Here is a 26,694-nt window from a genome sequence, read left to right as displayed (position 1 = left end):
CAATAACCGAGTAATCGCCATCTTAGTTTTTTTCTCTTATTTTGAAAATAAGTAAGAGCACAAACCATGAGGACGATGAGCGGCAAGGAGATCAAGGAAGCGACCGAGTGAGCACCGGAGCGTACTTCAGTACGTGAGGAGCGGAGCGAGAGAGCTGACGCAGAGATCCGCAGTCGATCAGCGGCCGAAGTAGGTTAAGTTAGAAAGGGCGCACGGTGAATGCCTTGGCACTAGGAGCCGATGAAGGACGGTACTAACACCGATATGCTTCGGGGAGCTGTAAGTAAGCTTTGATCCGGAGATTTCCGAATGGGGAAACCCCCTATCCGTAATGGGATAGGATCTTTACCTGAATACATAGGGTATAGAAGGCAGACCCGGGGAACTGAAACATCTAAGTACCCGGAGGAAGAGAAAGCAAACGCGATTCCCTGAGTAGCGGCGAGCGAAACGGGATTAGCCCAAACCAAGAGGCTTGCCTCTTGGGGTTGTAGGACACTCTACACGGAGTTACAAAGGAACGAGGTAAATGAACAGGTCTGGAAAGGCCGGCCAGAGAAGGTAAAAGCCCTGTAGTTGAAACTTCGTTCCCTCCAGAGTGGATCCTGAGTACGGCGGGACACGAGAAATCCCGTCGGAAGCAGGGAGGACCATCTCCCAAGGCTAAATACTCCCTAGTGACCGATAGTGAACCAGTACCGTGAGGGAAAGGTGAAAAGCACCCCGGAAGGGGAGTGAAAGAGATCCTGAAACCGTGTGCCTACAAGTAGTTAGAGCCCGTTAATGGGTGATAGCGTGCCTTTTGTAGAATGAACCGGCGAGTTACGATTACATGCGAGGTTAAGTTGATGAGACGGAGCCGCAGCGAAAGCGAGTCTGAATAGGGCGAATGAGTATGTGGTCGTAGACCCGAAACCAGGTGATCTACCCATGTCCAGGGTGAAGTCCAGGTAACACTGGATGGAGGCCCGAACCCACGCACGTTGAAAAGTGCGGGGATGAGGTGTGGGTAGCGGAGAAATTCCAATCGAACTTGGAGATAGCTGGTTCTCTCCGAAATAGCTTTAGGGCTAGCCTCATGTAGTAAGAGTCTTGGAGGTAGAGCACTGTTTGGACTAGGGGCCCCCATCGGGTTACCGAATTCAGACAAACTCCGAATGCCAAAGACTTATCCATGGGAGTCAGACTGCGAGTGATAAGATCCGTAGTCAAGAGGGAAACAGCCCAGACCACCAGCTAAGGTCCCAAAGTATACGTTAAGTGGAAAAGGATGTGGAGTTGCTTAGACAACCAGGATGTTGGCTTAGAAGCAGCCACCATTTAAAGAGTGCGTAATAGCTCACTGGTCGAGTGACTCCGCGCCGAAAATGTACCGGGGCTAAACGTATCACCGAAGCTGTGGATTGACATCTTACGATGTCAGTGGTAGGAGAGCGTTCTAAGGGCGTTGAAGCCAGACCGCAAGGACTGGTGGAGCGCTTAGAAGTGAGAATGCCGGTATGAGTAGCGAAAGATGGGTGAGAATCCCATCCACCGAATGCCTAAGGTTTCCTGAGGAAGGCTCGTCCGCTCAGGGTTAGTCGGGACCTAAGCCGAGGCTGAAAAGCGTAGGCGATGGACAACAGGTTGATATTCCTGTACCACCTCTTTACCGTTTGAGCAATGGGGGGACGCAGGAGGATAGGGTAAGCACGCTGCTGGATTAGCGTGTCCAAGCAGTTAGGCCGGTAACGAGGCAAATCCCGTTACCACATAGGCTGAGCTGTGACGGCGAGGGAAATTTAGTACCGAAGTTCCTGATTCCACACTGCCAAGAAAAGCCTCTAGCGAGGGAAAAGGTGCCCGTACCGCAAACCGACACAGGTAGGCGAGGAGAGAATCCTAAGGTGAGCGAGAGAACTCTCGTTAAGGAACTCGGCAAAATGACCCCGTAACTTCGGGAGAAGGGGTGCTCATTAGGGTGAATAGCCCTGATGAGCCGCAGTGAATAGGCCCAGGCGACTGTTTAGCAAAAACACAGGTCTCTGCGAAGCCGCAAGGCGAAGTATAGGGGCTGACGCCTGCCCGGTGCTGGAAGGTTAAGAGGAGAGGTTAGCGCAAGCGAAGCTTTGAATCGAAGCCCCAGTAAACGGCGGCCGTAACTATAACGGTCCTAAGGTAGCGAAATTCCTTGTCGGGTAAGTTCCGACCCGCACGAAAGGCGTAACGATCTGGGCACTGTCTCAACGAGAGACTCGGTGAAATTATAGTACCTGTGAAGATGCAGGTTACCCGCGACAGGACGGAAAGACCCCGTGGAGCTTTACTGTAGCCTGATATTGAATTTTGGTACAGCTTGTACAGGATAGGTAGGAGCCTGAGAAGCCGGAGCGCCAGCTTCGGTGGAGGCGTCGGTGGGATACTACCCTGGCTGTATTGAAATTCTAACCCGCGCCCCTTATCGGGGCGGGAGACAGTGTCAGGTGGGCAGTTTGACTGGGGCGGTCGCCTCCTAAAAAGTAACGGAGGCGCCCAAAGGTTCCCTCAGAATGGTTGGAAATCATTCGCAGAGTGTAAAGGCACAAGGGAGCTTGACTGCGAGACCTACAAGTCGAGCAGGGACGAAAGTCGGGCTTAGTGATCCGGTGGTTCCGCATGGAAGGGCCATCGCTCAACGGATAAAAGCTACCCCGGGGATAACAGGCTTATCTCCCCCAAGAGTCCACATCGACGGGGAGGTTTGGCACCTCGATGTCGGCTCATCGCATCCTGGGGCTGTAGTCGGTCCCAAGGGTTGGGCTGTTCGCCCATTAAAGCGGTACGCGAGCTGGGTTCAGAACGTCGTGAGACAGTTCGGTCCCTATCCGTCGTGGGCGCAGGAAATTTGAGAGGAGCTGTCCTTAGTACGAGAGGACCGGGATGGACGCACCGCTGGTGTACCAGTTGTCTTGCCAAAGGCATCGCTGGGTAGCTATGTGCGGAAGGGATAAGTGCTGAAAGCATCTAAGCATGAAGCCCCCCTCGAGATGAGATTTCCCATAGCGTCAAGCTAGTAAGATCCCTGAAAGATGATCAGGTTGATAGGTCAGAGGTGGAAGCGTGGCGACATGTGGAGCTGACTGATACTAATCGATCGAGGACTTAACCAAGTTATATGGTTAATACTCGGCAAATACTTCTTCATACATTATCTAGTTTTGAGGGAACGAAGTTTCTTCAACCAAATAGTCCGGTGGCGATAGCGAGAAGGTCACACCCGTTCCCATACCGAACACGGAAGTTAAGCTTCTCAGCGCCGATGGTAGTTGGGGGCTGTCCCCCTGTGAGAGTAGGACGCTGCCGGGCATATGAAAGAGCACCTGATGGGTGCTCTTTTTTTGTATGTGGATGATTTATTAATCCAAATATCTTCTTACTCATCTTTTTATGAAAAATGCATATATGCGTCATTTCAGCTAAAAAAATGCGCCACTTTCACTCATATATGTGCCAAAATTAAATGATATGCGCCACTCTTTATTCCGCCGTCTGTTTTAAAAGTCAAATCTGTTTTCAGCAAAGATGAATTGTGCCAAATGTGAAATAAAAATCAAAACATGCGAGATAAAATCGAATTCCTGCTAGTTAAAATCAAAAACCTGTTACATAAATCCAATTCATGTCAGATAACACTGAGATTAATGACTCAGCGGCCCAACAAACCGGCAAAAAAATAAAAAGCCCCTATCAAAGGGCTTACATTTCAAGAAAATATCTCCGGCATGGTTATTTTCCGCAGTTTCTTTAAGTAATAATTATATTTTGGATTGCTTGTATCCGTGGTGACTAAATCTTTTTCACAATCTGTGCAGATAAAAGAAGTGTATAGATGTATTCCCCTGGTTTTTGCCTGCTCGCATATGACACATTCTTCCCCTGCATGTTTTTTTGCTAATAGCGAACCCAATCACTCCACCTCCATACACTTATTCTGCCCAGATCAATGTTATTGTATACAATTTTTCGAATATTCATTGGCGGGTTTTTTGAGGTTACTTGATTTATATTGTATGATGGAAATCTAATTTGGGTGTATGTCTATAATGGATTTCTTTCATAAATTTCCTTAATCCTTTATGGACTGGCGCAGATATCAACCTAATGTTTCTTTTATAGCACGCACATACTTGTTTTGTTAAAATAGGAGAAGAATCTTAGGAAAGTGATGAAGATATGAATCACGAACAGACTCCATTATGGGAACAGTTAAAAAAACATGCTTCACATCAGCCTGTATCTTTTCATGTGCCGGGACATAAGAACGGTCAACTTGCAGGCGGTGAGGAAGCAGATTATTTTAAAGATATTTTAAAGCTCGATGCTACTGAGCTTAGCGGACTGGATGATTTGCATTCTCCTGAAGGAGTCATTTTGAAAGCGCAAAAGCTGCTTGCCGATTTGTATGGGGTTCCAAAAAGTTTTTTCCTTGTTAACGGATCCACCTCAGGGAATCTCGCCATGGTCATGTCAGCCGCAAAGGAAAATGAGACTGTACTTGTTCAGCGGAATTGCCATAAGTCCATTCTTAATGGCATTACTTTGGCTAGGGCTAAGCCTGTCTTCTTAGCGCCTGAGTTTAATGAAGAGTGGGGCGTTGCCGGGGGAGTAGCTTTAGAGACCGTTAAAGAGGCAATCAGACAAAATCCGGAAGCAAAAGCGCTAATCTTAACCTATCCCAATTATTACGGAATGGTGTTTAACATTGAAAGCATTATTGAGTATGCTCATGATCATGGAGTTCCAGTATTGGTGGATGAAGCGCATGGAGCACATTTGATCGGGGGAGATAGTTTTCCCGCTTCGGCCGTTCAGCTTCAGGCAGACCTGGTTGTACAATCGGCACATAAGACTTTGCCTGCTATGACGATGGGGGCTTATCTGCATTTTAATAGCCGTTTTATAAAGGAAGAAAGAGTGTCCAAATATCTGGGGATTCTCCAATCAAGCAGTCCTTCCTATCCCATTATGGCATCTCTTGATTTGGCAAGAGCCTATTTAGCCTCATTCTCGGGAAAGGATGAGGAAGCGCTGCTTGAAAAGGCGGGGCACTTCCGAAAGAATCTAAGTAAAATAAAAGGAATTAAAGTACTGAACTTTGAACATAAAAACGGTGATCCTTTAAAAGTGACCATCCAGTCGGCAGCTGCCCTCAGCGGGTATGAACTGCAGGCTCTCCTGGAGAAGCATGGGATCTTTACGGAAATGGCAGATCCTTATAATGTCCTATTTGTATTGCCTCTTTTGAAAAAAGATATGGATTATCCATTTGAACGGGTTATTCAATGCTTGGAAGAGGAGCTGAAATCATTTGGCCCGGCAGGCCGACATGAAAAAACTCCTTTCAGTAAAAGGCCTGTCTCCGGCCTTGCCCTGGAGCAAAAGGAACAAGACCGATGCACCATTAAAACGGTGGCACTGGAAGAGGCGGTTGGTAAAATATGTGCACAGCAGGTGACTCCATATCCGCCAGGCATCCCGCTTTTATTCCCAGGTGAACTCATCGAAGGGGAAGACATAGCAAGCATAAGATTTCAAATTAAGGCCGGAGCACGGTTTCAAAATGGGGAAAATATAAAAAAAGGCAGCATTAACGTTTATCAGGATCTATAACAGCAGCTGGAGGAAGTAAAATGAAAAAAGGTAAGTTTATTACGGTCGAAGGACCTGAGGGTGCCGGAAAAACAACGATTATAGATATGCTGGCAAGCAATCTGGCAAAGGAAGGCTATCAGGTTCTTCAGACAAGAGAGCCTGGCGGAATTGAGATTGCCGAGCAGATCAGAAGTGTCATACTCGATAAAAATAATACAAAGATGGATCCGCGAACAGAGGCTCTGCTGTATGCGGCAGCCAGAAGGCAGCACCTGGCTGAAAAAGTAAAGCCAGCAATGGATAAGGGATATATCATATTATGTGATCGGTTTATTGATAGTTCTCTTGCTTATCAAGGCTATGCAAGGGGCCTTGGCATTGATGAAGTATACTCTATAAACAGCTTTGCCATCGAAGGCATGATGCCTGAACTGACGCTGTATTTTGATATTGAACCGGAGGCCGGGCTGGATCGAATCAACCAGCATAAAGGAAGGGAAGTGAACCGCCTGGACCTGGAAAAGCTTGATTTCCATCACAAAGTGCGGGAAGGCTATTTGAAGCTAATGGAGCTTTACCCGGAGCGCATCTTTAAAATCGATGCTTCGGGAACATTGGAGGAAGTGTATCAGCAGGCGGAGAGCAAGCTGAAAGAAATAATATAAACATTTGCCTTAAAGATCATATTCTTTAAGGCTTTTTTATAAGCTTGCCAGTCAGTTTTTAAAATAATTTTTCCGGTATTCCCTTAATTTCTGCTTGAAGATAAAATAATTGATATAATAAAAGTAAGATAAAACGGATTAAAAACTTGTAAAGGGGATGGGCTTATGAAATTAATTCTGGCAGTCATTCAGGATCAGGACAGCAATAAGCTAATGAATGCGTTGGTTGACAATAATTTTCGTGCGACAAAATTGGCCAGCACGGGCGGATTTTTGAAATCAGGCAATACAACGTTCATGATTGGGACAGAGGATATCCGTGTGGAGAGAGCCCTGCAGATTATTAAGGAAAATTGCAGAGCAAGAGACCAGCTGGTAGCACCTGTATCGCCAATGGGCGGAAATGCTGATTCTTATGTGCCTTACCCTGTGGAAGTCGAAGTTGGCGGTGCGACTGTATTTGTCCTGCCAGTTGAACAATTCCACCATTTTTAATACATTCAAAGGGAGCTTAATGCCCTTTGCGGAGGATTAGGTATGAAAATTAATCAGGAACTTCGGCTCAAGATGGAAAATGTCCGCAATGAGCAGAAGCAGGCGGCGGGAAACGGCGTGAAATTTTCCGAAATGGTGCAAAAGCAGGACCAGAAAATGCAGGCTTCTCAGCTTCAGGGTCTGTTAAAAGATATAGATGCCGCTGGAGAAAGGCTTGCCCGCTCCAGAACCTTTAAGGATTTAGCCAAATTTAAAACGCTTGTAAAGCGGTTTGTAAAGGAAGCCGTTGACTTTGGGATGGAGCTGAAGCAATCGCACAGCTGGAATCAGCATGGACAGGGCCGTTCTCTGAAAGTGGTAGAAACGGTTGATGAAAAGCTGTCAGAGCTGACGGATGAACTAATGAAAAAAGAAGAATCATCTATCGATATACTGGGGAAAGTCGGCGAGATTAAGGGGCTTTTAATAAATATATATATGTAAGTGAGTGATCATTGTGGGAAAAACGTGGGAACAGCTGGAGGTCATACAGCCAGTTGTATTGAAAATGTTTAAAAATAGCATAGAGAAGGATCGGCTGGCCCACGCCTACTTATTTGAAGGGATGAAAGGAACGGGAAAGCGGGAAGCAAGCATGCTTTTAGCGAAAAGCCGATTCTGTCTTGAACCGCTTGATGGGTATGTTCCATGTGAAACATGTTCAAACTGTAAGAGGATCAACAGCGGCAATCACCCTGATGTTCATATCCTTGAGCCGGACGGGCTTTCTATCAAAAAAAGTCAGATTCAAAGCCTGCAGGAAGAGTTTTCAAAGACCGGGGTGGAATCTAAGCGCAAGCTTTATGTGATTGTACATGCTGATAGAATGACAGTTAACGCTGCCAACAGTTTGCTTAAATTCCTGGAGGAACCCCATGCAGAGACGACCGCTGTGCTTATTACCGAGCAGTCGCAGCAGATGCTTCCTACTATTCTATCCCGTTGCCAGACCATTTCTTTTAAACCATTATCTCCTGCAGAAATGATTCAGCAATTAAAAAATAATGGAGTGGATCCTGCCCAGGCACCATTACTTGCACAAATTACCAATAATTTGGATGAGGCTTTGCAATATAGTTCTGATGATTGGTTTGTACAAGCGCAAAAAATAGTGTTAAAATTATATGAAGTGGTAAAGAAGAATCCGCTAGAGGCGATGGTTGCCCTGCAGGAGGATTGGTTCTTGCACTTTAAAGAAAAAGAGCAGATTGATCGCGGCTTGGATCTATTACTTCTTATTTTTAAAGATTTACTATATATTCAGCTTGGGAAACAAGACCAGGTTGTCCATCTGAACGAACGAAATCGTTTAGAGCAGTTTGCACTGCAATCTTCTACAAAACGTCTGACGGAACAGATGACGGCTGTTTTGGAAGCCAAAAGAAAATTACAGGCAAATATGAATCCGCAGCTGTTGATGGAACAGCTTGTGCTAAAATTGCAGGAGGGATCTTCCTTTGTATGATGTAGTAGGAGTGCGCTTTAAAAAAGCGGGCAAGATTTATTATTTTGATCCCGGAGATCTCTCAATACAAAAGGATGACTTTGTCATTGTCGAAACTGTCCGAGGCGTAGAATACGGAAAAGTGGTAATTGCCCCGAAGCAGGTCGATGAGCATGATGTTGTCCTTCCATTAAAAAAGGTTCTTCGTATTGCAGATCAAAAGGATCGCATGATTGTCGAGGAGAACAAGCAGGCCGCCAAAGAAGCATATGAGGTCTGCTGTGAAAAGGTCCATACACATCAGCTTGATATGAAGCTGGTCGATGTTGAATATACATTTGACCGAAATAAGGTCATTTTCTACTTTACAGCTGATGGCCGGGTTGACTTTCGCGAGCTTGTCAAAGACCTCGCAGCCATCTTCAGGACAAGGATAGAACTTCGCCAGATTGGTGTGAGGGATGAAGCAAAAATGCTGGGCGGAATTGGTCCATGTGGAAGAATGCTCTGCTGTTCCACCTTCCTTGGTGATTTTGATCCAGTATCCATCAAAATGGCAAAGGACCAGAATCTTTCGTTGAACCCAACGAAAATATCAGGTTTGTGCGGACGCTTAATGTGCTGCCTGAAGTATGAAAATGATGAGTACGAAGCAGCAAAAGAACAGCTTCCGGACCTTGGGGAATGGATTCAGACCCCTGATGGAGCTGGAAAAGTGGTAGGCTTGAATATATTGGAGCGTGTTCTGCAGGTTGATGTAAAAGAAGCGGAGCGCGTCCTCGAATATACATTGGATGAAATTTTAAAACAAGGTGCTGTATCAGTTCAGTCCACAGATTAAGAGGTGGAAGTCGTGGATAAAAAAGAAATCTTTGACTCAGTGAGTAATATGGAAACCCAAATTGGAGAGTTATATCAGCAGCTTGGTGAGTTAAAGCAGCATTTGGCAGAAATACTTGAAGAGAATAACTCTTTAAAGCTGGAAAATGAACATTTAAGACGTCATTTAGACATATCAGCGAAAAAGGAAAGTACATCGGCGAAAAAAGGCAAATCAGAGCAGTCTGCCGATGCTGCTGATGATGATAAGGTGATTGATATTGGAGAAGGCTATGATAACCTTGCCCGCCTTTATCAGGAAGGCTTTCACATTTGCAATCTCCATTTCGGCAGCCCTCGAAAAGAGGGAGACTGTCTGTTTTGCTTGTCTTTCCTGAATAAGAAGTAAATTTTAGCCTTCCTGATGATAGGAAGGCTATTTTTCCATAGAGGCAAAGAATCAGAGTAGCATGGAGGATCAAGAATGGATTTTTTAAAAGAAGGGGAGCGGCTGGACTATTTGCTGGCTGAAGATTTGAGAATTATTCAAAGCCCGGCCGTTTTTTCTTTTTCACTGGATGCTGTCCTGCTGGCCAGGTTTGTATATGTACCGATTCAAAAAGGCAATCTCATTGATTTGTGCAGCGGAAATGGTGTGATTCCGCTTTTTTTAAGCACACGAACAAAGGGGGCCATTACAGGCGTCGAGATTCAGGAGCGTTTGCATGATATGGCAGTCAGAAGCATTGAATACAATAAGCTTCAAGGCCGGATTGAGATGATTCGCGGGGATATTAAAGAAATACATCAGGTTTTAGGATATGGGAAATTTGATGTTGTGACCTGCAACCCGCCCTATTTCCCTACTCCTTCCCGGGAAGAAATCAATGAGAATGAACATTTGGCGATAGCCCGCCATGAAATCCTCTGTACACTGGAGGATGCGATTAAAGCATCAAGCGGTCTTGCGAAACAGGGCGGCAAGGTAGCATTTGTACACAGGCCGGGAAGGTTCCTGGACATTGTCACGCTCATGCGCAAGTATAAGCTCGAGCCAAAAAGGGTGCAATTCGTCTACCCGAAGGCCGGAAAAGAAGCGAACACCCTGCTAATTGAGGCAGTAAAAAACGGTAATCCGGATCTGAAAATCCTGCCTCCTTTATTTGTATATAATGAAGAAAATGAATATACACCTGAAATGAGAGAGATTTTATATGGAGAATAGCCATTATTTTTATGTTCTCCATTGCCGTGATGGCAGCTTATATGCAGGATACACTAATGATCTTGAAAAACGGGTGAAGGCCCATAATGAAGGAAAAGGGGCCAAGTATACAAGGGGCAGGGGGCCGGTGGAGCTGGTCTTCTCCCGCCCTTTTTTGGAAAAAGGCGAAGCGATGAGAGCAGAATATGAATTTAAGCAATGGTCCAGGAAAAAGAAGGATGAGTTTTTAATGAAAGAGACGGGTGGTACATATGTGGCAGCAAAAAAGCTTTGAACATGAAGAAACAAAGGGAATTTTATACTTAGTCCCGACTCCGATCGGCAATCTGGAAGATATGAGCTTCCGAGCAGTAAGAATCCTGAAGGAAGCTGACTATATTGCAGCGGAGGACACACGCAATACGAAGAAGCTCTGCAATCATTTTGAAATCGCCACACCCATTATCAGCTATCATGAACATAATAAGGAGGCAAGCGGACAGAAGCTGCTTGAGAAAGTGGCTAATGGCGCAAAGATTGCCCTTGTCAGTGATGCAGGAATGCCTGCGATTTCAGATCCGGGCTTCGATCTTGTAGTGGCGGCGGCTGAAGAAAAGCTGACAGTGGTCCCCCTGCCTGGTGCGAATGCTGCCCTTACCGGACTGATTGCTTCCGGCATTGATACTCAGCCTTTTTATTTCTACGGATTCCTGAACAGGCAGAAGAAACTTAAGAAGCAGGAGCTGGAGAATCTCTCAAAGCTTTCGGCAACCATCATCTTATATGAAGCTCCCCACCGCCTGAAGGAAACTCTCTCGCTGATGTCGGATATTATGGGCAACAGGAATATCGCGTTATGCCGCGAACTGACGAAGAGATATGAAGAATTTATCCGGGGAACTGTAGGGGAAGCAATGGAATGGGCTTCGAACGGCGAGGTAAGAGGAGAATTTGTGATTATTATTGAAGGAACTTCCGAGGCTGTTCAGGATGAAGAAACAGCCTGGTGGGAGAATCTCCCGGTTGAAGATCATGTTAGACATTATATAGAAGAAACTGGACTCTCGAGCAAAGAAGCCATTAAGCAAACGGCAAAAGACCGGGGATTAAATAAGCGGGATGTTTACCATGCTTATCATATTGAGGAATAAAAAAAAGCTTCTCACACGCGTGAGAAGCTTTTCTTCATTCTTATTTTGCTAATTCAAAAGTGTTTTGAATTTCTTTTAACAGCTGTTCAGCACCGTCACGGCTTAGAATTAATTTGCCGTTAGCTAAAGAGATATTTTCATCAGATACTTCCCCAGTAACTTGGCAAGTCATGTTTGGCTTGTACTTTTTAAGGATGATTCTTTCGTCATCTACGTAGATTTCCAAAGCGTCCTTTTCGGCAATTCCAAGTGTACGTCTTAATTCGATAGGGATAACTACACGGCCAAGCTCATCAACTTTACGAACAATACCTGTGGATTTCATAATAAAAGTCTCCTCTCAAATCTCCAATAATATTTTTCTCTATCTATGTTGTTTCGTCATTATTCGACAAAATCTTTATTACATTTATAATACCAGCCATTCCCATATACGTCAATTACTTTATTTTCAATTAAAATAGAAAATTTTGGGATGCCAATTGAAGCGTTGATATAACAACGTTTTTATAGAAATAAAGAAGGTTTAATATAGAAAGGGGAAAGAACTACTCAAAAAGCAGTAATATGACTCATTTCGACATTTCGACAAAATTCTACAATTATTATACTTTTGCTATAATAATATTCGAAAGTTAATTTCCTTTTTTAGGGATAGAAAATAAAAAAATTTATTTTAAGAAGAATCCTGCCATCCCTTCTGCCTATTGGTTGCACAATTTCAACTTTTTAGGTATATTTTGATGGTATAAGAGGTTATGCTGACGAATATAACTTCTTGTAAAATATCGATATAGAAGGCCCAATAACGGCACGATTTTCTGATTAATACTCTCGTCCAAATTGGGCGGGATTTTTTAAAATTTAAGAAAGTATAACGTTAGACTTCGATAACTATCTAGCTCCGGCGCCTACCCCCTCTAGGTACAAGCCAATCCTCCCAGAAAGGCAAAGAACGCCTTTCCGTGAGGATCGTCTTGTGCTTGTCGGGGGTGGGCAAGGCGCTTGCGCTTTTAAAATGAGGGAGGGAATCTTGTGGAGGACAAATTAAAGACGTTTTATTTAACCACTCCAATTTATTATCCTAGCGGAAATTTACATATAGGACATGCCTATACAACTGTTGCCGGTGATGCGATGGCGCGTTACAAGCGCATGCGCGGCTTTGACGTTATGTACCTGACGGGAACGGATGAACATGGACAGAAGATTCAGGAGAAGGCAGAAGAAAAAGGAATAACACCGCAGCAGTACGTAGATGAAATTGTCGCCGGTATCCAGGAACTATGGAAGAAGCTTGATATTTCCTATGATGACTTTATCCGTACTACTCAAGACAGACATAAGCAGATTGTAGAAAAAATTTTCGCTCAGCTTGTGGAACAGGGCGATATTTATCTTGGTGAATATGAGGGATGGTATTGTACGCCATGTGAGTCTTATTACACAGAACGGCAGCTTGTGGATGGAAACTGCCCTGACTGCGGACGTCCAGTTCATAAAGTAAAAGAAGAATCCTATTTCTTTAAGGTAAGCAAGTACGCTGACAGGCTTCTGCAGTATTATGAAGAAAATCCATCTTTTATACAGCCTGAATCCCGCAAGAATGAGATGATCAATAACTTCATTAAACCTGGCCTCGAGGATTTGGCGGTATCCAGGACCACTTTTGACTGGGGAGTGAAAGTGCCGAACAATCCTAAGCATGTTGTTTATGTATGGATCGACGCACTATCAAATTACATCACAGCGCTTGGCTATGGAACCGATGATGATTCCAAGTATCTGAACTATTGGCCTGCTGATGTACACTTGGTAGGGAAGGAAATTGTGCGCTTCCATACGATTTACTGGCCAATCATGCTGATGGCATTGGATCTGCCTCTTCCGAAAAAAGTGTTTGCTCATGGCTGGCTATTGATGAAGGACGGCAAAATGTCCAAATCAAAAGGAAATGTAGTGGATCCTGTTACCCTTATCGACCGGTATGGTCTGGATGCACTTCGCTATTACCTGCTTCGCGAAGTGCCATTCGGCGCAGACGGAGTGTTTACCCCAGAAGGTTTTGTGGAAAGAATCAACTTTGATCTTGCCAATGATTTAGGAAACCTTTTGAATCGGACGATTGCGATGGTTAATAAATATTTTGACGGTGTCATTCCGTCATATAAAGATTCAAACGGAGAGTTTGACCAGCAGCTGCTGCAAATGAACCGTGAGACGGTTTCCAAGTATGAGGAAGCAATGGAAAAAATGGAGTTCTCTGTTGCTCTTTCGGCAGTCTGGCAGCTTGTCAGCAGAACGAATAAATATATAGATGAAACGCAGCCCTGGGCTCTTGCCAAAGAGGAAGAGAAAAGGGAAGATCTTGCGAGTGTGATGGCCCATCTGGCGGAATCCCTGCGCAGAATCGCGGTGCTTCTGCAGCCATTCCTGACACGTACGCCAAAAGAAGTACTCTCACAGCTGAATGTAAACGAAGAAGCATTAACATCTTGGGAAAGCCTTGAAAAATTCGGTCTTATTCCTGAAGGCACAAAGGTATTAAAGGGAGAACCGATTTTCCCTCGCCTGGATATTAATGAAGAAGTTGAGTTCATTAAAACCAAAATGCAGGGATCTGCTCCTAAAGAGGAAGCAAAGCCGGAAGCAAAAGCAGAGGAAAAGCCGGATAGTGAGGAAATCACAATCGATGACTTTATGAAAGTCGATTTAAGAGTGGCTCAGGTCATTCAGGCTGAACCGGTGAAAAAAGCTGATAAGCTCTTAAAATTACAGCTTGATCTTGGCTATGAAAAGCGCCAGGTCGTTTCGGGGATTGCCAAATTCTATAAGCCGGAAGACCTAGTCGGCAGAAAAGTCATCTGCGTCACAAATTTGAAGCCTGTTAAACTTCGCGGTGAGCTTTCAGAAGGAATGATTTTAGCAGGAGGAAAAGACGGAGAACTTTCACTTGCCACAATCGCTGAATCTCTTCCATTGGGTGCAAGGGTAAAATAATATTATTGATTTCTCCTGTTAAACATAAAAACATAGAAGTGTTAAGCGTATACCGTGGGCATTTCTATGTTTTTTATTTTTGGAAAAAATTATACTTAGAAAGTAATTTCAAGTGAGTTTATTAAATTCGAACCATTCTGCTAACACATTATTTTTGTTACATTACTGACATAATAGTAATAGAAAAATAATATGAAGAAAAAGGAGTTTTTTGATGTTTTTCGACACACACGCACACCTTAATGCCGAACAATATAACGAAGATTTACAAGAGGTGATTGACAGGGCCCTTGATGAAGGAATTTCCAACATCGTGGTCGTTGGGTTTGACCGTCCAACGATTGAGAAGGCGATGGAGCTGACTGAGAAATACGATTTCATCTACGCAAGTGTAGGATGGCATCCGGTTGATGCCATCGATATGACAGAGGATGATCTTCAGTGGATCGAAGAGCTTTCCAGCCATCCAAAAGTCGTTGCCCTGGGAGAAATGGGCCTGGATTATTATTGGGACAAGTCACCAAAGGATATTCAGCAGGAAGTCTTCCGCAAGCAGATCCGTCTGGCAAAAAAAGTTAAGATCCCCATCGTTATCCATAACCGTGATGCCACAGCAGATATAGTCGAAATCCTTAAGGAAGAAGGAGCGGGAGAAGTAGGCGGCATCATGCATTGCTTTAGCGGCAGCCCTGAAATTGCCAAAGAGTGTGTAGGTATGAACTTTTTTATTTCACTTGGAGGCCCGGTGACATTCAAGAATGCAAAAAAGCCAAAAGAAGTAGCCGATGTGATTCCGCTTGAAAAGCTATTGATTGAAACAGACTGCCCTTACCTTACCCCTCATCCATTTAGAGGAAAACGGAATGAACCTAGCTATGTCAAACTAGTTGCAGAGCAGATAGCTGAAATAAAAGGACTATCGGTAGAGGAAGTTGCACAAGCAACCACAGAAAATGCAAAAAAATTATTCGGCATAAACTGATATCTCTTTTTGTCGAAACCTGTGGGAGCTTGTCCAAATTTTTTCTGATTCTAAAAAGTTCTACATGTCTCTGTCTTCTCATAGGATAACCATGTCGATAAGTCTCTCTTTCCTTTCTCCTGGTTTTTTTGCATAATAGGAAATACGTTTACGAGAGGGCTTGCCATTTACTAGAAAAAGTGCTGTTCTAGCACCCCTGCCGATCGAGCGGAGGGCGTTTGCTGCCAGTTGAGGAGCGTGACAGATAGAGAACCGGCAGTCTGAAGGTTTGAGGAACTTCCGGAATCGCTCCTGGTTGCTGAGCGCCTGATCGGCAGAAAATGAGGAATTACCAAAAAGACGTAAAAATCCCTAAATCAAAAAAAGAAGGATTTTTCAGATGAGTGTGGAAAAGTATAAATCCAAGGCAAGCATCATCGAAAACGGGGCATTTGCAAGAAGGCATGCATAGAGAGGAGCTGTCTTTCATACATAGAGATAGAGTGCAGTTCTATGAATTCAGGCAATCATAGCCCGATGCCTGCATTCACCAGCCTTTCGGAAGCTGGAAAATTGAAAGAGTTGACAGTCGGCAAGATACTCTATATAATCACTCCGAGAGAAAAGGAGGCGTTTTTCATCGTGATTCAAAACATGAAAAACCTGTTATCCAAGTCTTTGAGTAAAAAGAAATTGGCCATTTTTTCTGCTAGTTTAGTAGTCTTTGCTGCTGCCTGCGGTTTCATTGCATATGAAACGACAAAGAAAACAGTAGCACTGACGATAGATGGCCAAGAGAAAGTCATCAAAACGCATGCATCAACGATTCAAGATATATTCGATGATCTAGATATTTCACTTCGCTCAGAAGATTATGTGTTTCCCTCGGTAAACACAGAGGTTAAGGACAATACAGAAATTGTCTATGAACCGGCTAAACAGGTGAACGTTGTAACAGATAACGAGAAGAAAACGATTTGGACGGCTGCAAAGACGGTCGGGGACGTTTTAAAAGAACAGAATATTACTCTGACTGAACATGATAAGGTTCAGCCAAAGCCAGAGGATAAAATTAAAAGCAACCTTGAAATTCAAGTAGAGAAAGCATTCGCTTTAACGCTTAATCATGGCGGCAAAGAGAAGCAGGTTTGGTCAACTTCGACTACGGTCGCTGACTTTTTATCACAGCAGGGAATCAAGATCAATGATTTAGACCGTGTTGAACCAAAGTTGGAAGAGACAGTCAAAGCCAATGACATCATAAAAGTCATTCGAGTTGAAAAAGTCACCGATGTAGTGGAAGAACCAATTAATTTCGCAGTTGTGACAAAGAAAGATAATAGCTTAGCTAAAGGCACTGAAAAGGTGATGAATGCTGGAAAAGAAGGCCTTAAGGCGAAAGAATTTGAAGTCGTCCTGGAGAATGGCAAGGAAGTTTCCAGAAAGCTGATCAGTGAAAAGCAAGTGAAAGAAAAGCAGGATAAAGTCGTTGCTGTCGGAACAAAGGTGGCTGCAGCAACACAGGTCGTTTCCCGCGGAACAAGCAGCAAGGCAAGCGGAAAAGAAATATATGTATCGTCAACAGCCTATACGGCCAATTGCAGCGGATGCTCAGGCAAAACTGCTACTGGCTTGGATCTGCGTGCCAATCCGGGTGCAAAGGTCATAGCTGTTGATCCAAGTGTCATTCCCCTTGGAACAAAGGTCTATGTTGAAGGTTATGGCTATGCTGTTGCAGCAGATACAGGCGGCGCCATCCGTGGAAACAAAATTGATGTATTCTTCTCCTCTAAATCAGAAGCTTACAAGTGGGGAAGAAAAACCGTAAAGATTAAAATACTGAACTAATTTTTGTGATGCAGGGGCTTCCCCTGCATTTTTTATTTCAATGCAGAGAAGGTTAATAATTAACATTTTTCATTTCTCAGCTGCATCATATATAATAAGAACTATTCTTTATTACTATATTCTTCTTACATCTATTTAGACGAATTACATTACAGAAATGTTTCAAGTTTTTTTCATTTTTTTTATATTTTATTTTTCCTGGAGGAAGTATGAAAATCAAAGAAATTATTGTTGTAGAAGGCAAGGATGATACAGCGGCGATCAAAAGAGCCCTGGATGCCGACACAATTGAAACCAATGGATCTGCCATTAATCAGGAAACCATTGAAAAAATAAAGCTTGCCCAGAAGACCAGAGGGGTAATCGTATTCACAGACCCGGACTTTCCCGGTCAAAAAATCCGGAATACGATCACCAATGATGTACCAGGATGCAAGCATGCCTTTATAGAAAAAGCAGATGCTCTTCATAAGCACGGCAGAGGAGTAGGCGTTGAGCATGCATCGCCTGAAATGATCCGTCAGGCATTACAGGACGCACAGGTTATGCAGGAAACCTATGAAGAAACCATTACCCAGGAAGATTTGGTAACCGCAGGCCTGATTGGCGGAGAGGGCGCCAAGGAAAGAAGAGAAAAGCTTGGCAGACTTCTCAAAATCGGCTACACAAACGGCAAGCAGCTTCATAAGCGCTTAATGATGTTTCAAATCAGCCAGAGAGACTTTGCTGAGGCAATCGAAGCTATTCGCAAGGAGGAACAAAATGCATAAAGATATTGCAACACCAGCCAGAACACGGGCGATTTTGGATAAGTACGGATTTTCTTTTAAGAAAAGCCTGGGACAGAACTTTTTGATCGATACGAATATTCTCCGGAGAATTGTCGATCATGCGGATTTATCGGAAGAATCGGGCGCCATTGAAATAGGCCCTGGAATTGGGGCATTGACTGAACAGCTGGCCCGGAGAAGCAAAAAGGTACTTGCTTTTGAAATTGACCAGCGGCTGCTTCCAATTTTAGAGGAAACTCTATCGCCATATCCCCATGTATCCATCATCAATGAAGATGTATTGAAGGCAGATGTTAAGACAGCGATTGAACAGGAGTTTGAAGGCATTAACGATATTATGGTTGTCGCCAACCTTCCGTATTATGTTACAACGCCGATTATCATGAAATTGCTCGAGGACAAGCTTCCGATCAGAGGAATCGTCTGTATGCTCCAGAAAGAGGTAGCAGACAGAATTTCAGCCCGTCCGGGAACGAAAGAGTACGGCTCACTCTCCATTGCTGTTCAGTACTATACAGAGGCTGAAACGGCCATGATCGTGCCGAAGACGGTCTTTGTTCCGCAGCCGAATGTGGATTCAGCCGTCATCAAACTGACAAAGCGCAAAGAGCCTGCAGTGGCGGTTAAAAGTGAATCCTTCTTTTTCAAGGTGACAAAAGCAAGCTTTGCACAAAGGCGCAAGACTCTGCTGAATAATTTAACAAGCCAGCTTCCTGGAGGAAAACAAAAGAAGGAACATATTCTCTCCGCTCTCGAACAAGCCGATGTCGAGCCGGGCAGAAGAGGGGAAACTCTATCCATCGAAGAATTTGCCCGCTTGAGTGATGCCCTGCTGCCGCATTTTTCATAAAAATGAAGCCCTGCTGAAAACAGCGGGCTTTTTATTTTGCCTCAAATATAGAACGCCAATAACTGGATAGCACCACAAGGAACGCCTCGTCAGCTTCATCATCATACGAATAAAAGCATAGCTTTTAGGACGAGCACCTGCCCCCTCGAGGAGTCGGGGCGGGCAATGCTTTTCCGCTTTTCTAATTCTACGCACATGTTTATAGACGAATGCATAATTTATGACATAAATAATAAATCACAAACAAGAGACCAGAAGAAGCCCGCGTTTATCCTCGGGCAATTGGAGTGACGACATTGACTATAAATACGATGGATATCGTCGGAAGAATTTCGTATCACTGTGATATTTTATTCCGCGTGATTGATATTAAAGAACAGGGCGGCCAAAAAATGGCCATATTATTCGGAGAAGATATCCGTCTCGTTGCGGATGCTCCCTGTGAGGATTTAATCGTCATTAACCAGGCGCAGCGGATGAAGCTTGAGCAGGAGTATAGGTCGCTTGAGGAACAGTCTTTCCAGCTGATCCGGCAGGACCTGGCTCTTTTGAGAGAGAAGCAGGAGTATGAGGTGACTGACGGCTACAGCAAGACACTTAATTATTTTCAGATACCAGGCAGGGTGCTTCATCTCGATGGTGATCCATCTTATTTAAAGAAATGCTTAAGTGTCTATGAAAAAATAGGAATACCCGTAACTGGAATTCATTGCAGTGAAAAGGAAATGCCGATGAAAATCGGACAGCTCATCGACCATTACAGGCCTGATATCCTGGTTGTAACAGGTCATGATGCCTATTCAAAGGCAAAGGGAAAGAAATCCGATATCAATGCTTACAGGCACTCCAGGGAATTTGTACAGGCGGTGAGGGAAGCGCGGAAAAAAATACCCCACCTTGATCAGCTTGTCATTTTTGCCGGAGCATGCCAGTCCCATTTCGAATCGCTGATCCATGCTGGCGCAAACTTTGCCAGTTCTCCTTCCAGGGTGAATATCCATGCCCTTGACCCCGTATACATTGTTGCGAAAGTCAGCCTTACTCCATTTATGGAAAGAATCAATTTATGGGATATCTTAAGAAATACATTAACAGGTGAAAAGGGACTTGGAGGAATTGAAACCCGGGGAGTCCTGAGAACAGGAATGCCTTACAATGACGATGATCTAAACGAATCCTAATCAGCAGGCCGTTTGTGTATTATAGCGGCTTGTTTTTTTTATGTTTTCCCGCAAAAAATTAGAATTTGTTAAGCATTTTTCGAGGAATTTCGCGCATGTGAAATTTGACTATTTCCCAGGTAATGAAATGCAGTCTCATAAGGCTTTCCAAAACTATACATAATCTTTGCCATTTAAGGTAATCCTAAAATTGTTGAAAATTAGAAGAAAAAGTAGAACAAAACATATTGACATTTATTTTTAAACACTGTTATAATTTATATTTTTGTTTGACAGTAATGTGTCAGTGTGATATACTTAACATAGTGAGGTGGACCGAATGGCAAAAACATTATCAGATATTAAAAAAGCTCTTGATTCAAATCTTGGGAAAAGGCTCCTGCTAAAAGCAAATGGCGGGCGCAGAAAGACCATTGAACGCTCAGGGGTTCTGGCAGAAACGTATCCTTCAGTATTTGTGATTGAGTTAGATCAGGATGAAAATGCATTTGAACGGGTATCTTACAGCTATGCAGATGTTTTAACAGAAACGGTTCAAATTACATTCTATGAAGACACATCAGGACAGGTTGCTTTAAGCTAATATATATGACAGCGGGCGGTGAACAAATTGTTTACTGCTTTTTGTTTGCCTATTTTTAAAGCTGTCCCGCGCAAGCAGCCTGCCCCCCTTGAGGTGTCGCCGGGGGTGAGCGCCATGGAAGGGCTTCTTTGGATCCTCTCCTCAGGAACAAGCGGTTATTGGCTTGTTCCTGAGGCACTTGCGCTTTTCTTAATGAATAAAAGGTCTTTTTCACATACTATACATACCGCAGTGCGAAAGGGGATGTTAATGTTGGGCAGAAGACGGGGCGTTATGTCAGATGGTTTAAAAGAAGAAATTGCGAAAGAGCTTGGCTTTTATGATGTAGTCCAAAAGGAAGGCTGGGGCGGCATCCGTGCCAAAGATGCCGGCAATATGGTTAAGCGGGCTATCGAAATCACACAGCAGAACCTTCTTAACAAATAGCATTCGCACAGATTATGTTTAAGCATTAATATGCACTGCGTCAGCCGAAGCCTATGCTTCGGCTTTTCCTTTTATCGAATAGGGTTAACCCTTATATTCCAAGCCACCTGAGCTTTTATGTTTAATTTGTGGTAAAATAGGACAAAAAATGGAGACGCTCTAGAAGAAAAGCACAATACTGCCGCTTATTGCCGTTTAAAATAAAGTCAATACTGAATGTGGTATGGCTTTCCCTGCAGGCCAAGGTGCTTCGCTTGTGGAGCTGGACAGGAGTCCGATTTATAGGAAAGAAGTAGGTGGAAATGTTGAAGGTCATGGTTAAGGCGCCTGCTAAGATCAATTTGTCATTAGATGTTTTACATAAACGGGAAGATGGCTATCATGAAGTGGAAATGATAATGACAACGATTGATTTGGCAGATCGCCTGGAATTAACACTTTTAGATAAAGATGAGATAAAAATTGTCTCTCATAACCGTTTTGTTCCGGATGATCAGCGGAATTTGGCTTATCAGGCTGCACACCTTCTTAAGGAACGGTTTCAAGTGAAAAAAGGTGTGTCCATTACAATAGAAAAAGCAATTCCGGTTGCTGCAGGACTTGCTGGGGGCAGCAGTGATGCAGCGGCAGCTCTAAGAGGCCTTAACAAGCTGTGGGATTTGGGGCTTTCATTGGATGAGCTTGCTGAAATCGGGACGGAAATCGGTTCTGATGTTTCTTTTTGTGTATACGGAGGAACTGCTTTAGCTACTGGAAGAGGGGAAAAGATTCAGCAGCTTCCTGCTCCTCCTACATGCTGGGTCATACTGGCTAAGCCGTTCATCGGCGTATCGACTGCTGATGTTTATAGAAGACTGGACGTAGAGCAGGTACAGCATCCGAATACTGCAGGAATGATCGAAGCGATAAATGCGGGCAGCTATGATGATGTCTGCCGGAACATGGGAAATGTTCTGGAGGATGTAACACTAAATATGCATCCCGAGGTGCTGCAGATAAAAGACCAGATGAAACGATTTGGTGCGGATGCCGTTTTGATGAGCGGCAGCGGACCGACCGTTTTTGGACTTGTGCATCATGATTCAAGAATGCATCGGATTTATAATGGCCTTAGAGGGTTTTGCGATCAGGTTTTTGCGGTCAGAATGCTCGGAGAAAGACATAAGCTTGATTAAATCCGTATATTAATGGTATATTATCGTTAAAACATTCGGATTTAAATGGGGGTTCCACAATGAAATTTCGCAGAAGCGAACGGTTGATAGATATGACCAATTATTTATTGAACCATCCGCGTCAGCTGGTATCCTTAACTTTCTTTTCAGAAAGGTATGGTTCTGCCAAGTCTTCGATAAGTGAAGATCTCACAATCATTAAAGAAACATTTGAGCAAAGAGGAATAGGCACTCTGCAAACTGTTTCCGGAGCAGCAGGCGGCGTAAAGTTTCATGTTAAAGTAACAGATGATGAAGCCCGGCCATTTATAGATGAGCTCTGCAGCTTAATTGCCAGTCCGGAAAGGCTTCTTCCCGGCGGCTATCTTTATATGACTGACATTCTTGGAGATCCTTTAATTGTACAGCGAGCAGGAAGGCTTTTTGCATCAGCCTTCGCGGATAAGCCCGTTGATGTGGTCATGACGGTAGCTACAAAAGGGATTCCGCTTGCTTATGCTGCCGCTAACTATCTCAATGTGCCGGTAGTCATCGTCAGACGGGACAGCAAGGTGACAGAAGGATCCACGGTAAGCATTAACTATGTATCAGGTTCTGCGAAAAGGATTCAGACCATGGTTCTTTCAAAAAGAAGCCTGGCAGAAGGATCCAACGTCTTAATCATTGACGATTTTATGAAAGCTGGCGGAACGGTTAATGGCATGGTCAGCATGCTGGAAGAATTCAAGGCAAACCTCGCTGGGATTGCTGTCCTGGTCGAGGCGGAAAAAGCAGAAGAACGGCTTGTTGATGAGTACCTTTCTCTAGTGCGTCTATCCGATGTTGATGTGAGGGAAAAGAAAATCAATGTAAGTGAAGGCAACTATTTTAAAAAATAATCATATTTTTTAGGGGGAGAATTCATGAAAGTCATTCAAACGAATCAGGCTCCGGCAGCAATTGGGCCATATTCTCAGGGGATTACTGTAAATAACCTATTCTATAGCTCAGGGCAAATTCCGCTTACGGCAGAAGGTGTTATGGTAGATGGGGATGTAAAGGAACAGACGCATCAGGTTTTTAAAAACCTTCAGGCAGTGCTTGAAGAAGCGGGTGCGTCATTAAATACCGTGGTAAAGGCAACGGTGTTTATCAAGGACATGAACGAGTTTGCAGCCATCAATGAAGTATATGGGGAATATTTCAGCACACACAAGCCTGCGCGCTCCTGTGTTGAAGTGGCACGCTTGCCAAAGGATGCATTGGTTGAAATTGAAGTAGTGGCCCTCGTCAAATAAATAACCGCATTTATTTCGCTCGTTCAAGTGAACGGGCGTTTTTTATTACAGAAAAGTGCTTTAACAGACAATGCCTTACTTTGAACAAAATATTCAAAAAATATTTTTTATCTAAGAAGGAGATTCAGTAAATATGTTGAATTTATACAATTAGGATTATATCTTCTCGAAAAGGTGGTGAACAGAATGGAAGTGACAGACGTAAGATTACGCCGCGTTAACACGGATGGACGAATGAGGGCAATCGCATCTATTACGCTGGATCATGAATTTGTTGTTCATGATATTCGTGTAATTGATGGGAATAATGGCTTATTTGTAGCTATGCCGAGCAAACGTACTCCGGATGGGGAGTTTAGAGATATCGCGCACCCGATCAATTCAGGAACGCGCGGTAAAATCCAGGAGGCTGTATTAGCCGAGTACCACCGTTTAGGTGAATTAGAAGTGGAATTTGAAGAAGCCGGTGCTTCCTAAGAAAATATATCAACAAGGGCCTGCTACATAAGTAAGGCTCTTTTTTATTTAGCTGTGAAGAATTAAAGCTCTGAGACCCCCTGTTACAGGCGGTGCTTAGGGCTTTTTTCTATCTTCTTCATTACCCTGTCTGTGAAAATATTAAACCATTTCTTCAGAAAATACCGTTAATGGTAATGACAAATATATGTACTTTGTCATCATTTCTTGAAATAAGAGCCCATTTAAGATATATTCGTTATGGATAAAAAGGTTAAATTGGAGGCCTGTCAATGTCTAATCGATACGCGGTCATTTTAGCCGCAGGCCAGGGGACAAGAATGAAGTCAAAGCTTTACAAAGTCCTTCACCCTGTTTGCGGCAAACCGATGGTTCAACATGTTGTTGATCAAGTTACAAAGCTTAACATAAAAGAAATTGTCACCATTACTGGACATGGAGCGGAAATGGTGGAGCAGCAGCTTGGCTCTAGCAGCAAATATGCTCTTCAGGAGGAGCAGCTTGGCACCGCTCATGCCGTTATGCAGGCTCGCGATATGCTTGAAGGCAAAGAGGGCGTGACGCTCGTAGTCTGCGGAGATACACCGCTCATCAAACATGAAACAATGGAAGCGCTTTTCAAGCATCATGAAGAGCTATCTGCCAAAGCGACTATTTTAACAGCCCATGCGGAAAATCCATTCGGATATGGACGCGTAATCCGAAATGATATGGGGATGGTTGAAAAAATCGTTGAACAGAAAGATGCTTCCGAGGAAGAACGAAAGATAAAAGAAATCAATACTGGGACCTATTGCTTTGATAATAAGGCCTTGTTTGAAGCATTAAACAAAGTTACAAATGATAATGTGCAGGGTGAATACTACCTGCCGGATGTGATTGAGATCCTGAAAAATGAAGGCGAAGTCGTTACGGCTTACCAGACGGCTGATTTTGGCGAAACCCTGGGTGTCAATGACCGGGTAGCCTTATCACAGGCCGAATCCTTCATGAAACAACGGATTAATGAAGAACACATGCGTAACGGCGTTACCATTATCGATCCGTCAAACACGTATATTGGTGCGGATGTGAAAATTGGCTCTGATACAGTTCTTTATCCTGGAACGGTCATTTCCGGCAATACAGTCATCGGTTCTGATTGTGTGATCGGACCTCATACAGAGATTTCTGATTGCCATATTGGGGAAGGCACAGTGATCCGCCAGTCTGCTGCACATGACAGCCATATTGGTTCACAAGTGAATATTGGGCCGTTTGCTCACATTCGCCCGCAATCAGATATTCATGATGAAGTGAAAATCGGCAACTTTGTTGAAGTGAAGAAGTCTGTTTTTGGAAAAGGAAGCAAAGCCTCTCACCTGAGCTATATTGGCGATGCAGAAGTTGGAAGAGATGTTAACCTGGGCTGCGGCTCAATCACTGTCAATTATGATGGCAAAAATAAATACCTGACCAAAATCGAAGATGGTGTTTTCATTGGATGCAACTCCAATCTCGTCGCACCGGTAACGATTGGGGAGGGGGCATATGTGGCAGCAGGATCGACGATTACAGAAGATGTGCCGGGAGAAGCTCTTTCCATTGCCCGTGCACGCCAGGTGAACAAGGAAAACTACACGCAAAAGTTAAATATTAAGAAATAAACCGAACTTTCTATATGTAAGAAATAAATCGATGGAGGCCCAAAATGTCAAACCAGTATTTAGATCCAAACTTAAAGGTGTTCAGTTTAAATTCAAACCGCAAGCTAGCTGCAGAAATCGCCAATGTAATTGGTGTGGAGCTTGGTAAATGTTCCGTAACTCGCTTCAGCGACGGCGAAATCCAAATTAACATTGAAGAAAGCATCCGCGGATGCGATGTATATGTAATCCAATCTACAAGCTCTCCTGTTAATGAGCATTTAATGGAGCTTTTAATCATGATCGATGCTCTTAAGCGTGCATCTGCCAAGACCATCAACATTGTAATGCCTTACTATGGCTATGCCCGCCAGGACCGCAAAGCAAGAGCGCGTGAGCCGATTACAGCTAAGCTTGCAGCCAACCTTTTGGAAACTGCTGGTGCAACCCGTGTGATTACACTTGACTTGCATGCGCCGCAAATTCAAGGTTTCTTCGATATTCCGATCGATCATTTAATGGGTGTGCCAATCCTTTCTGATTACTTTAAGAACAAAATGATGGATGGCGACATCGTAATCGTATCCCCAGACCACGGAGGCGTAACACGTGCACGTAAAATGGCTGATCGCTTAAAAGCGCCGATTGCCATCATTGACAAGCGCCGTCCAAAGCCAAATGTGGCTGAAGTCATGAACATTGTTGGTAACATCGATGGCAAAACTGCCATCTTAATCGACGATATTATTGATACTGCCGGAACCATTACATTAGCAGCAAATGCCCTGATCGAGAACGGTGCATCAGAAGTCTATGCATGCTGTACACACCCGGTTCTATCTGGACCTGCCATCGAAAGAATTGAAAACTCAACCATCAAAGAATTGGTTGTAACAAACTCAATTACTCTTCCAGAAGAGAAGAAAACAGACAAGATTGTCGAACTTTCCGTAGCACCGCTAATCGGTGAAGCAATCATCCGAGTTCATGAAGAGCAATCTGTCAGCACTCTGTTTGATTGATAGGTAATTAAATAACTTTTCCAGGCTTGCTGTAAAGCAAGCCTGGTCTGC

Annotated in this window: 26 protein-coding genes and 2 rRNA genes; 26 read left to right on the top strand and 2 right to left on the bottom strand. The window is 43.8% G+C overall.

Annotation, left to right across the window (positions count from 1 at the left end):
- Nucleotides 1-192: 192 nt before the first annotated feature.
- Together MKY20_RS03800 and rrf are read left to right on the top strand one after the other, a co-directional pair.
- Nucleotides 193-3,128, top strand: a 23S ribosomal RNA gene (locus MKY20_RS03800).
- A gap of 79 nt (nt 3,129-3,207) precedes the next feature.
- Nucleotides 3,208-3,324: ribosomal RNA gene (gene rrf, locus MKY20_RS03795) — 5S ribosomal RNA — on the top strand.
- Between the two features lie 397 nt (nt 3,325-3,721).
- On the opposite strand, the gene MKY20_RS03790 is transcribed toward rrf, so the two are convergent.
- Nucleotides 3,722-3,925 carry a sigma factor G inhibitor Gin gene (locus tag MKY20_RS03790; RefSeq protein ID WP_009336685.1) on the bottom strand — a complete coding sequence of 68 codons (204 nt, stop codon included), beginning with the start codon at nt 3,923-3,925 and terminating at the stop codon, nt 3,722-3,724.
- A gap of 266 nt (nt 3,926-4,191) precedes the next feature.
- On the opposite strand from MKY20_RS03790, the gene MKY20_RS03785 reads away from it, so the two are divergent.
- The 10 genes from MKY20_RS03785 (at nt 4,192) to rsmI (ending at nt 11,427) form a co-directional block, all read left to right on the top strand.
- Nucleotides 4,192-5,628, top strand: a complete 1,437-nt coding sequence (locus MKY20_RS03785; RefSeq protein WP_251267418.1) for an aminotransferase class I/II-fold pyridoxal phosphate-dependent enzyme — start codon at nt 4,192-4,194, stop codon at nt 5,626-5,628.
- Between the two features lie 20 nt (nt 5,629-5,648).
- Nucleotides 5,649-6,275: a dTMP kinase gene (tmk, locus tag MKY20_RS03780; RefSeq protein ID WP_009336683.1), complete on the top strand. Its 627-nt coding sequence runs from the start codon at nt 5,649-5,651 to the stop codon at nt 6,273-6,275.
- 165 nt (nt 6,276-6,440) lie between these two features.
- Entirely contained in the window at nt 6,441-6,770 is a 330-nt protein-coding gene (locus tag MKY20_RS03775; RefSeq protein WP_009336682.1) for a cyclic-di-AMP receptor, read from the top strand.
- Between the two features lie 42 nt (nt 6,771-6,812).
- Complete coding sequence (locus MKY20_RS03770) at nt 6,813-7,253, top strand: YaaR family protein (RefSeq protein WP_009336681.1); 441 nt, start codon at nt 6,813-6,815, stop codon at nt 7,251-7,253.
- A 13-nt stretch (nt 7,254-7,266) separates the two neighbouring features.
- Nucleotides 7,267-8,274: a DNA polymerase III subunit delta' gene (holB, locus tag MKY20_RS03765; RefSeq protein ID WP_009336680.1), complete on the top strand. Its 1,008-nt coding sequence runs from the start codon at nt 7,267-7,269 to the stop codon at nt 8,272-8,274.
- Entirely contained in the window at nt 8,267-9,094 is an 828-nt protein-coding gene (locus tag MKY20_RS03760) for a PSP1 domain-containing protein (RefSeq protein ID WP_009336679.1), read from the top strand. Before holB ends, MKY20_RS03760 begins: the two co-directional genes overlap by 8 nt.
- Nucleotides 9,095-9,106: 12 nt before the next feature.
- A complete protein-coding gene (gene yabA / locus MKY20_RS03755) occupies nt 9,107-9,481 on the top strand; it encodes a DNA replication initiation control protein YabA (protein WP_009336678.1) in 375 nt (124 codons plus the stop codon).
- Between the two features lie 75 nt (nt 9,482-9,556).
- Nucleotides 9,557-10,297, top strand: coding sequence for a tRNA1(Val) (adenine(37)-N6)-methyltransferase (locus MKY20_RS03750; protein ID WP_009336677.1), 741 nt, complete (start codon nt 9,557-9,559; stop codon nt 10,295-10,297).
- The gene (locus MKY20_RS03745; RefSeq protein ID WP_009336676.1) at nt 10,287-10,571 is read left to right on the top strand and encodes a GIY-YIG nuclease family protein; all 285 of its coding nucleotides are present in this window, start codon (nt 10,287-10,289) and stop codon (nt 10,569-10,571) included. The genes MKY20_RS03750 and MKY20_RS03745 overlap by 11 nt, the downstream gene beginning before the upstream one ends.
- A complete protein-coding gene (rsmI, locus tag MKY20_RS03740; RefSeq protein WP_009336675.1) occupies nt 10,549-11,427 on the top strand; it encodes a 16S rRNA (cytidine(1402)-2'-O)-methyltransferase in 879 nt (292 codons plus the stop codon). The genes MKY20_RS03745 and rsmI overlap by 23 nt, the downstream gene beginning before the upstream one ends.
- A 40-nt stretch (nt 11,428-11,467) precedes the next feature.
- On the opposite strand, the gene MKY20_RS03735 is transcribed toward rsmI, so the two are convergent.
- Nucleotides 11,468-11,752, bottom strand: a complete 285-nt coding sequence (locus MKY20_RS03735; RefSeq protein WP_009336674.1) for an AbrB/MazE/SpoVT family DNA-binding domain-containing protein — start codon at nt 11,750-11,752, stop codon at nt 11,468-11,470.
- Nucleotides 11,753-12,462: 710 nt separating this feature from the next.
- Between MKY20_RS03735 and metG the strand changes: the two genes are divergently transcribed.
- From metG to MKY20_RS03665, 14 genes are all read left to right on the top strand, one after another.
- Nucleotides 12,463-14,427, top strand: a complete 1,965-nt coding sequence (gene metG / locus MKY20_RS03730) for a methionine--tRNA ligase (RefSeq protein ID WP_251157478.1) — start codon at nt 12,463-12,465, stop codon at nt 14,425-14,427.
- Nucleotides 14,428-14,641: 214 nt separating this feature from the next.
- The gene (locus tag MKY20_RS03725; protein ID WP_251157479.1) at nt 14,642-15,409 is read left to right on the top strand and encodes a TatD family hydrolase; all 768 of its coding nucleotides are present in this window, start codon (nt 14,642-14,644) and stop codon (nt 15,407-15,409) included.
- Nucleotides 15,410-16,042: 633 nt separating this feature from the next.
- Entirely contained in the window at nt 16,043-17,236 is a 1,194-nt protein-coding gene (locus tag MKY20_RS03720) for a G5 and 3D domain-containing protein (protein WP_026041721.1), read from the top strand.
- Between the two features lie 209 nt (nt 17,237-17,445).
- On the top strand, nt 17,446-18,006 hold the full coding sequence (gene rnmV, locus MKY20_RS03715; RefSeq protein ID WP_251157480.1) for a ribonuclease M5: 561 nt from the start codon (nt 17,446-17,448) through the stop codon (nt 18,004-18,006).
- Entirely contained in the window at nt 17,999-18,877 is an 879-nt protein-coding gene (rsmA, locus tag MKY20_RS03710; RefSeq protein ID WP_217036275.1) for a 16S rRNA (adenine(1518)-N(6)/adenine(1519)-N(6))-dimethyltransferase RsmA, read from the top strand. The genes rnmV and rsmA overlap by 8 nt, the downstream gene beginning before the upstream one ends.
- 296 nt (nt 18,878-19,173) lie before the next feature.
- Nucleotides 19,174-20,058: a sporulation peptidase YabG gene (gene yabG / locus MKY20_RS03705; protein ID WP_009336668.1), complete on the top strand. Its 885-nt coding sequence runs from the start codon at nt 19,174-19,176 to the stop codon at nt 20,056-20,058.
- 319 nt (nt 20,059-20,377) lie between these two features.
- Complete coding sequence (gene veg / locus MKY20_RS03700) at nt 20,378-20,641, top strand: biofilm formation stimulator Veg (protein ID WP_009336667.1); 264 nt, start codon at nt 20,378-20,380, stop codon at nt 20,639-20,641.
- A gap of 252 nt (nt 20,642-20,893) precedes the next feature.
- Nucleotides 20,894-21,067, top strand: a complete 174-nt coding sequence (locus MKY20_RS03695) for a small, acid-soluble spore protein, alpha/beta type (protein WP_251267420.1) — start codon at nt 20,894-20,896, stop codon at nt 21,065-21,067.
- A gap of 305 nt (nt 21,068-21,372) precedes the next feature.
- Nucleotides 21,373-22,242, top strand: a complete 870-nt coding sequence (gene ispE / locus MKY20_RS03690; protein ID WP_019382044.1) for a 4-(cytidine 5'-diphospho)-2-C-methyl-D-erythritol kinase — start codon at nt 21,373-21,375, stop codon at nt 22,240-22,242.
- Between the two features lie 59 nt (nt 22,243-22,301).
- The gene (gene purR, locus MKY20_RS03685; RefSeq protein ID WP_251267417.1) at nt 22,302-23,120 is read left to right on the top strand and encodes a pur operon repressor; all 819 of its coding nucleotides are present in this window, start codon (nt 22,302-22,304) and stop codon (nt 23,118-23,120) included.
- A gap of 24 nt (nt 23,121-23,144) precedes the next feature.
- The gene (gene ridA, locus MKY20_RS03680; RefSeq protein WP_009336663.1) at nt 23,145-23,519 is read left to right on the top strand and encodes a 2-iminobutanoate/2-iminopropanoate deaminase; all 375 of its coding nucleotides are present in this window, start codon (nt 23,145-23,147) and stop codon (nt 23,517-23,519) included.
- A gap of 186 nt (nt 23,520-23,705) precedes the next feature.
- Nucleotides 23,706-23,996: a septation regulator SpoVG gene (spoVG, locus tag MKY20_RS03675; RefSeq protein ID WP_009336662.1), complete on the top strand. Its 291-nt coding sequence runs from the start codon at nt 23,706-23,708 to the stop codon at nt 23,994-23,996.
- A 272-nt stretch (nt 23,997-24,268) separates the two neighbouring features.
- The gene (glmU, locus tag MKY20_RS03670; protein ID WP_019382045.1) at nt 24,269-25,642 is read left to right on the top strand and encodes a bifunctional UDP-N-acetylglucosamine diphosphorylase/glucosamine-1-phosphate N-acetyltransferase GlmU; all 1,374 of its coding nucleotides are present in this window, start codon (nt 24,269-24,271) and stop codon (nt 25,640-25,642) included.
- A gap of 44 nt (nt 25,643-25,686) precedes the next feature.
- Nucleotides 25,687-26,643: a ribose-phosphate diphosphokinase gene (locus MKY20_RS03665; protein ID WP_009336660.1), complete on the top strand. Its 957-nt coding sequence runs from the start codon at nt 25,687-25,689 to the stop codon at nt 26,641-26,643.
- Nucleotides 26,644-26,694 lie beyond the last annotated feature (51 nt).

The sequence above is a fragment of the Cytobacillus sp. FSL W8-0315 genome (assembly GCF_038002905.1).
In the GTDB taxonomy this organism is placed as follows: Bacteria; Bacillota; Bacilli; order Bacillales; family Cytobacillaceae; genus Cytobacillus; species Cytobacillus pseudoceanisediminis.
Note: the sequence above shows the minus strand (reverse complement) of the source record. Positions and strands in the feature narration are given on the sequence as shown.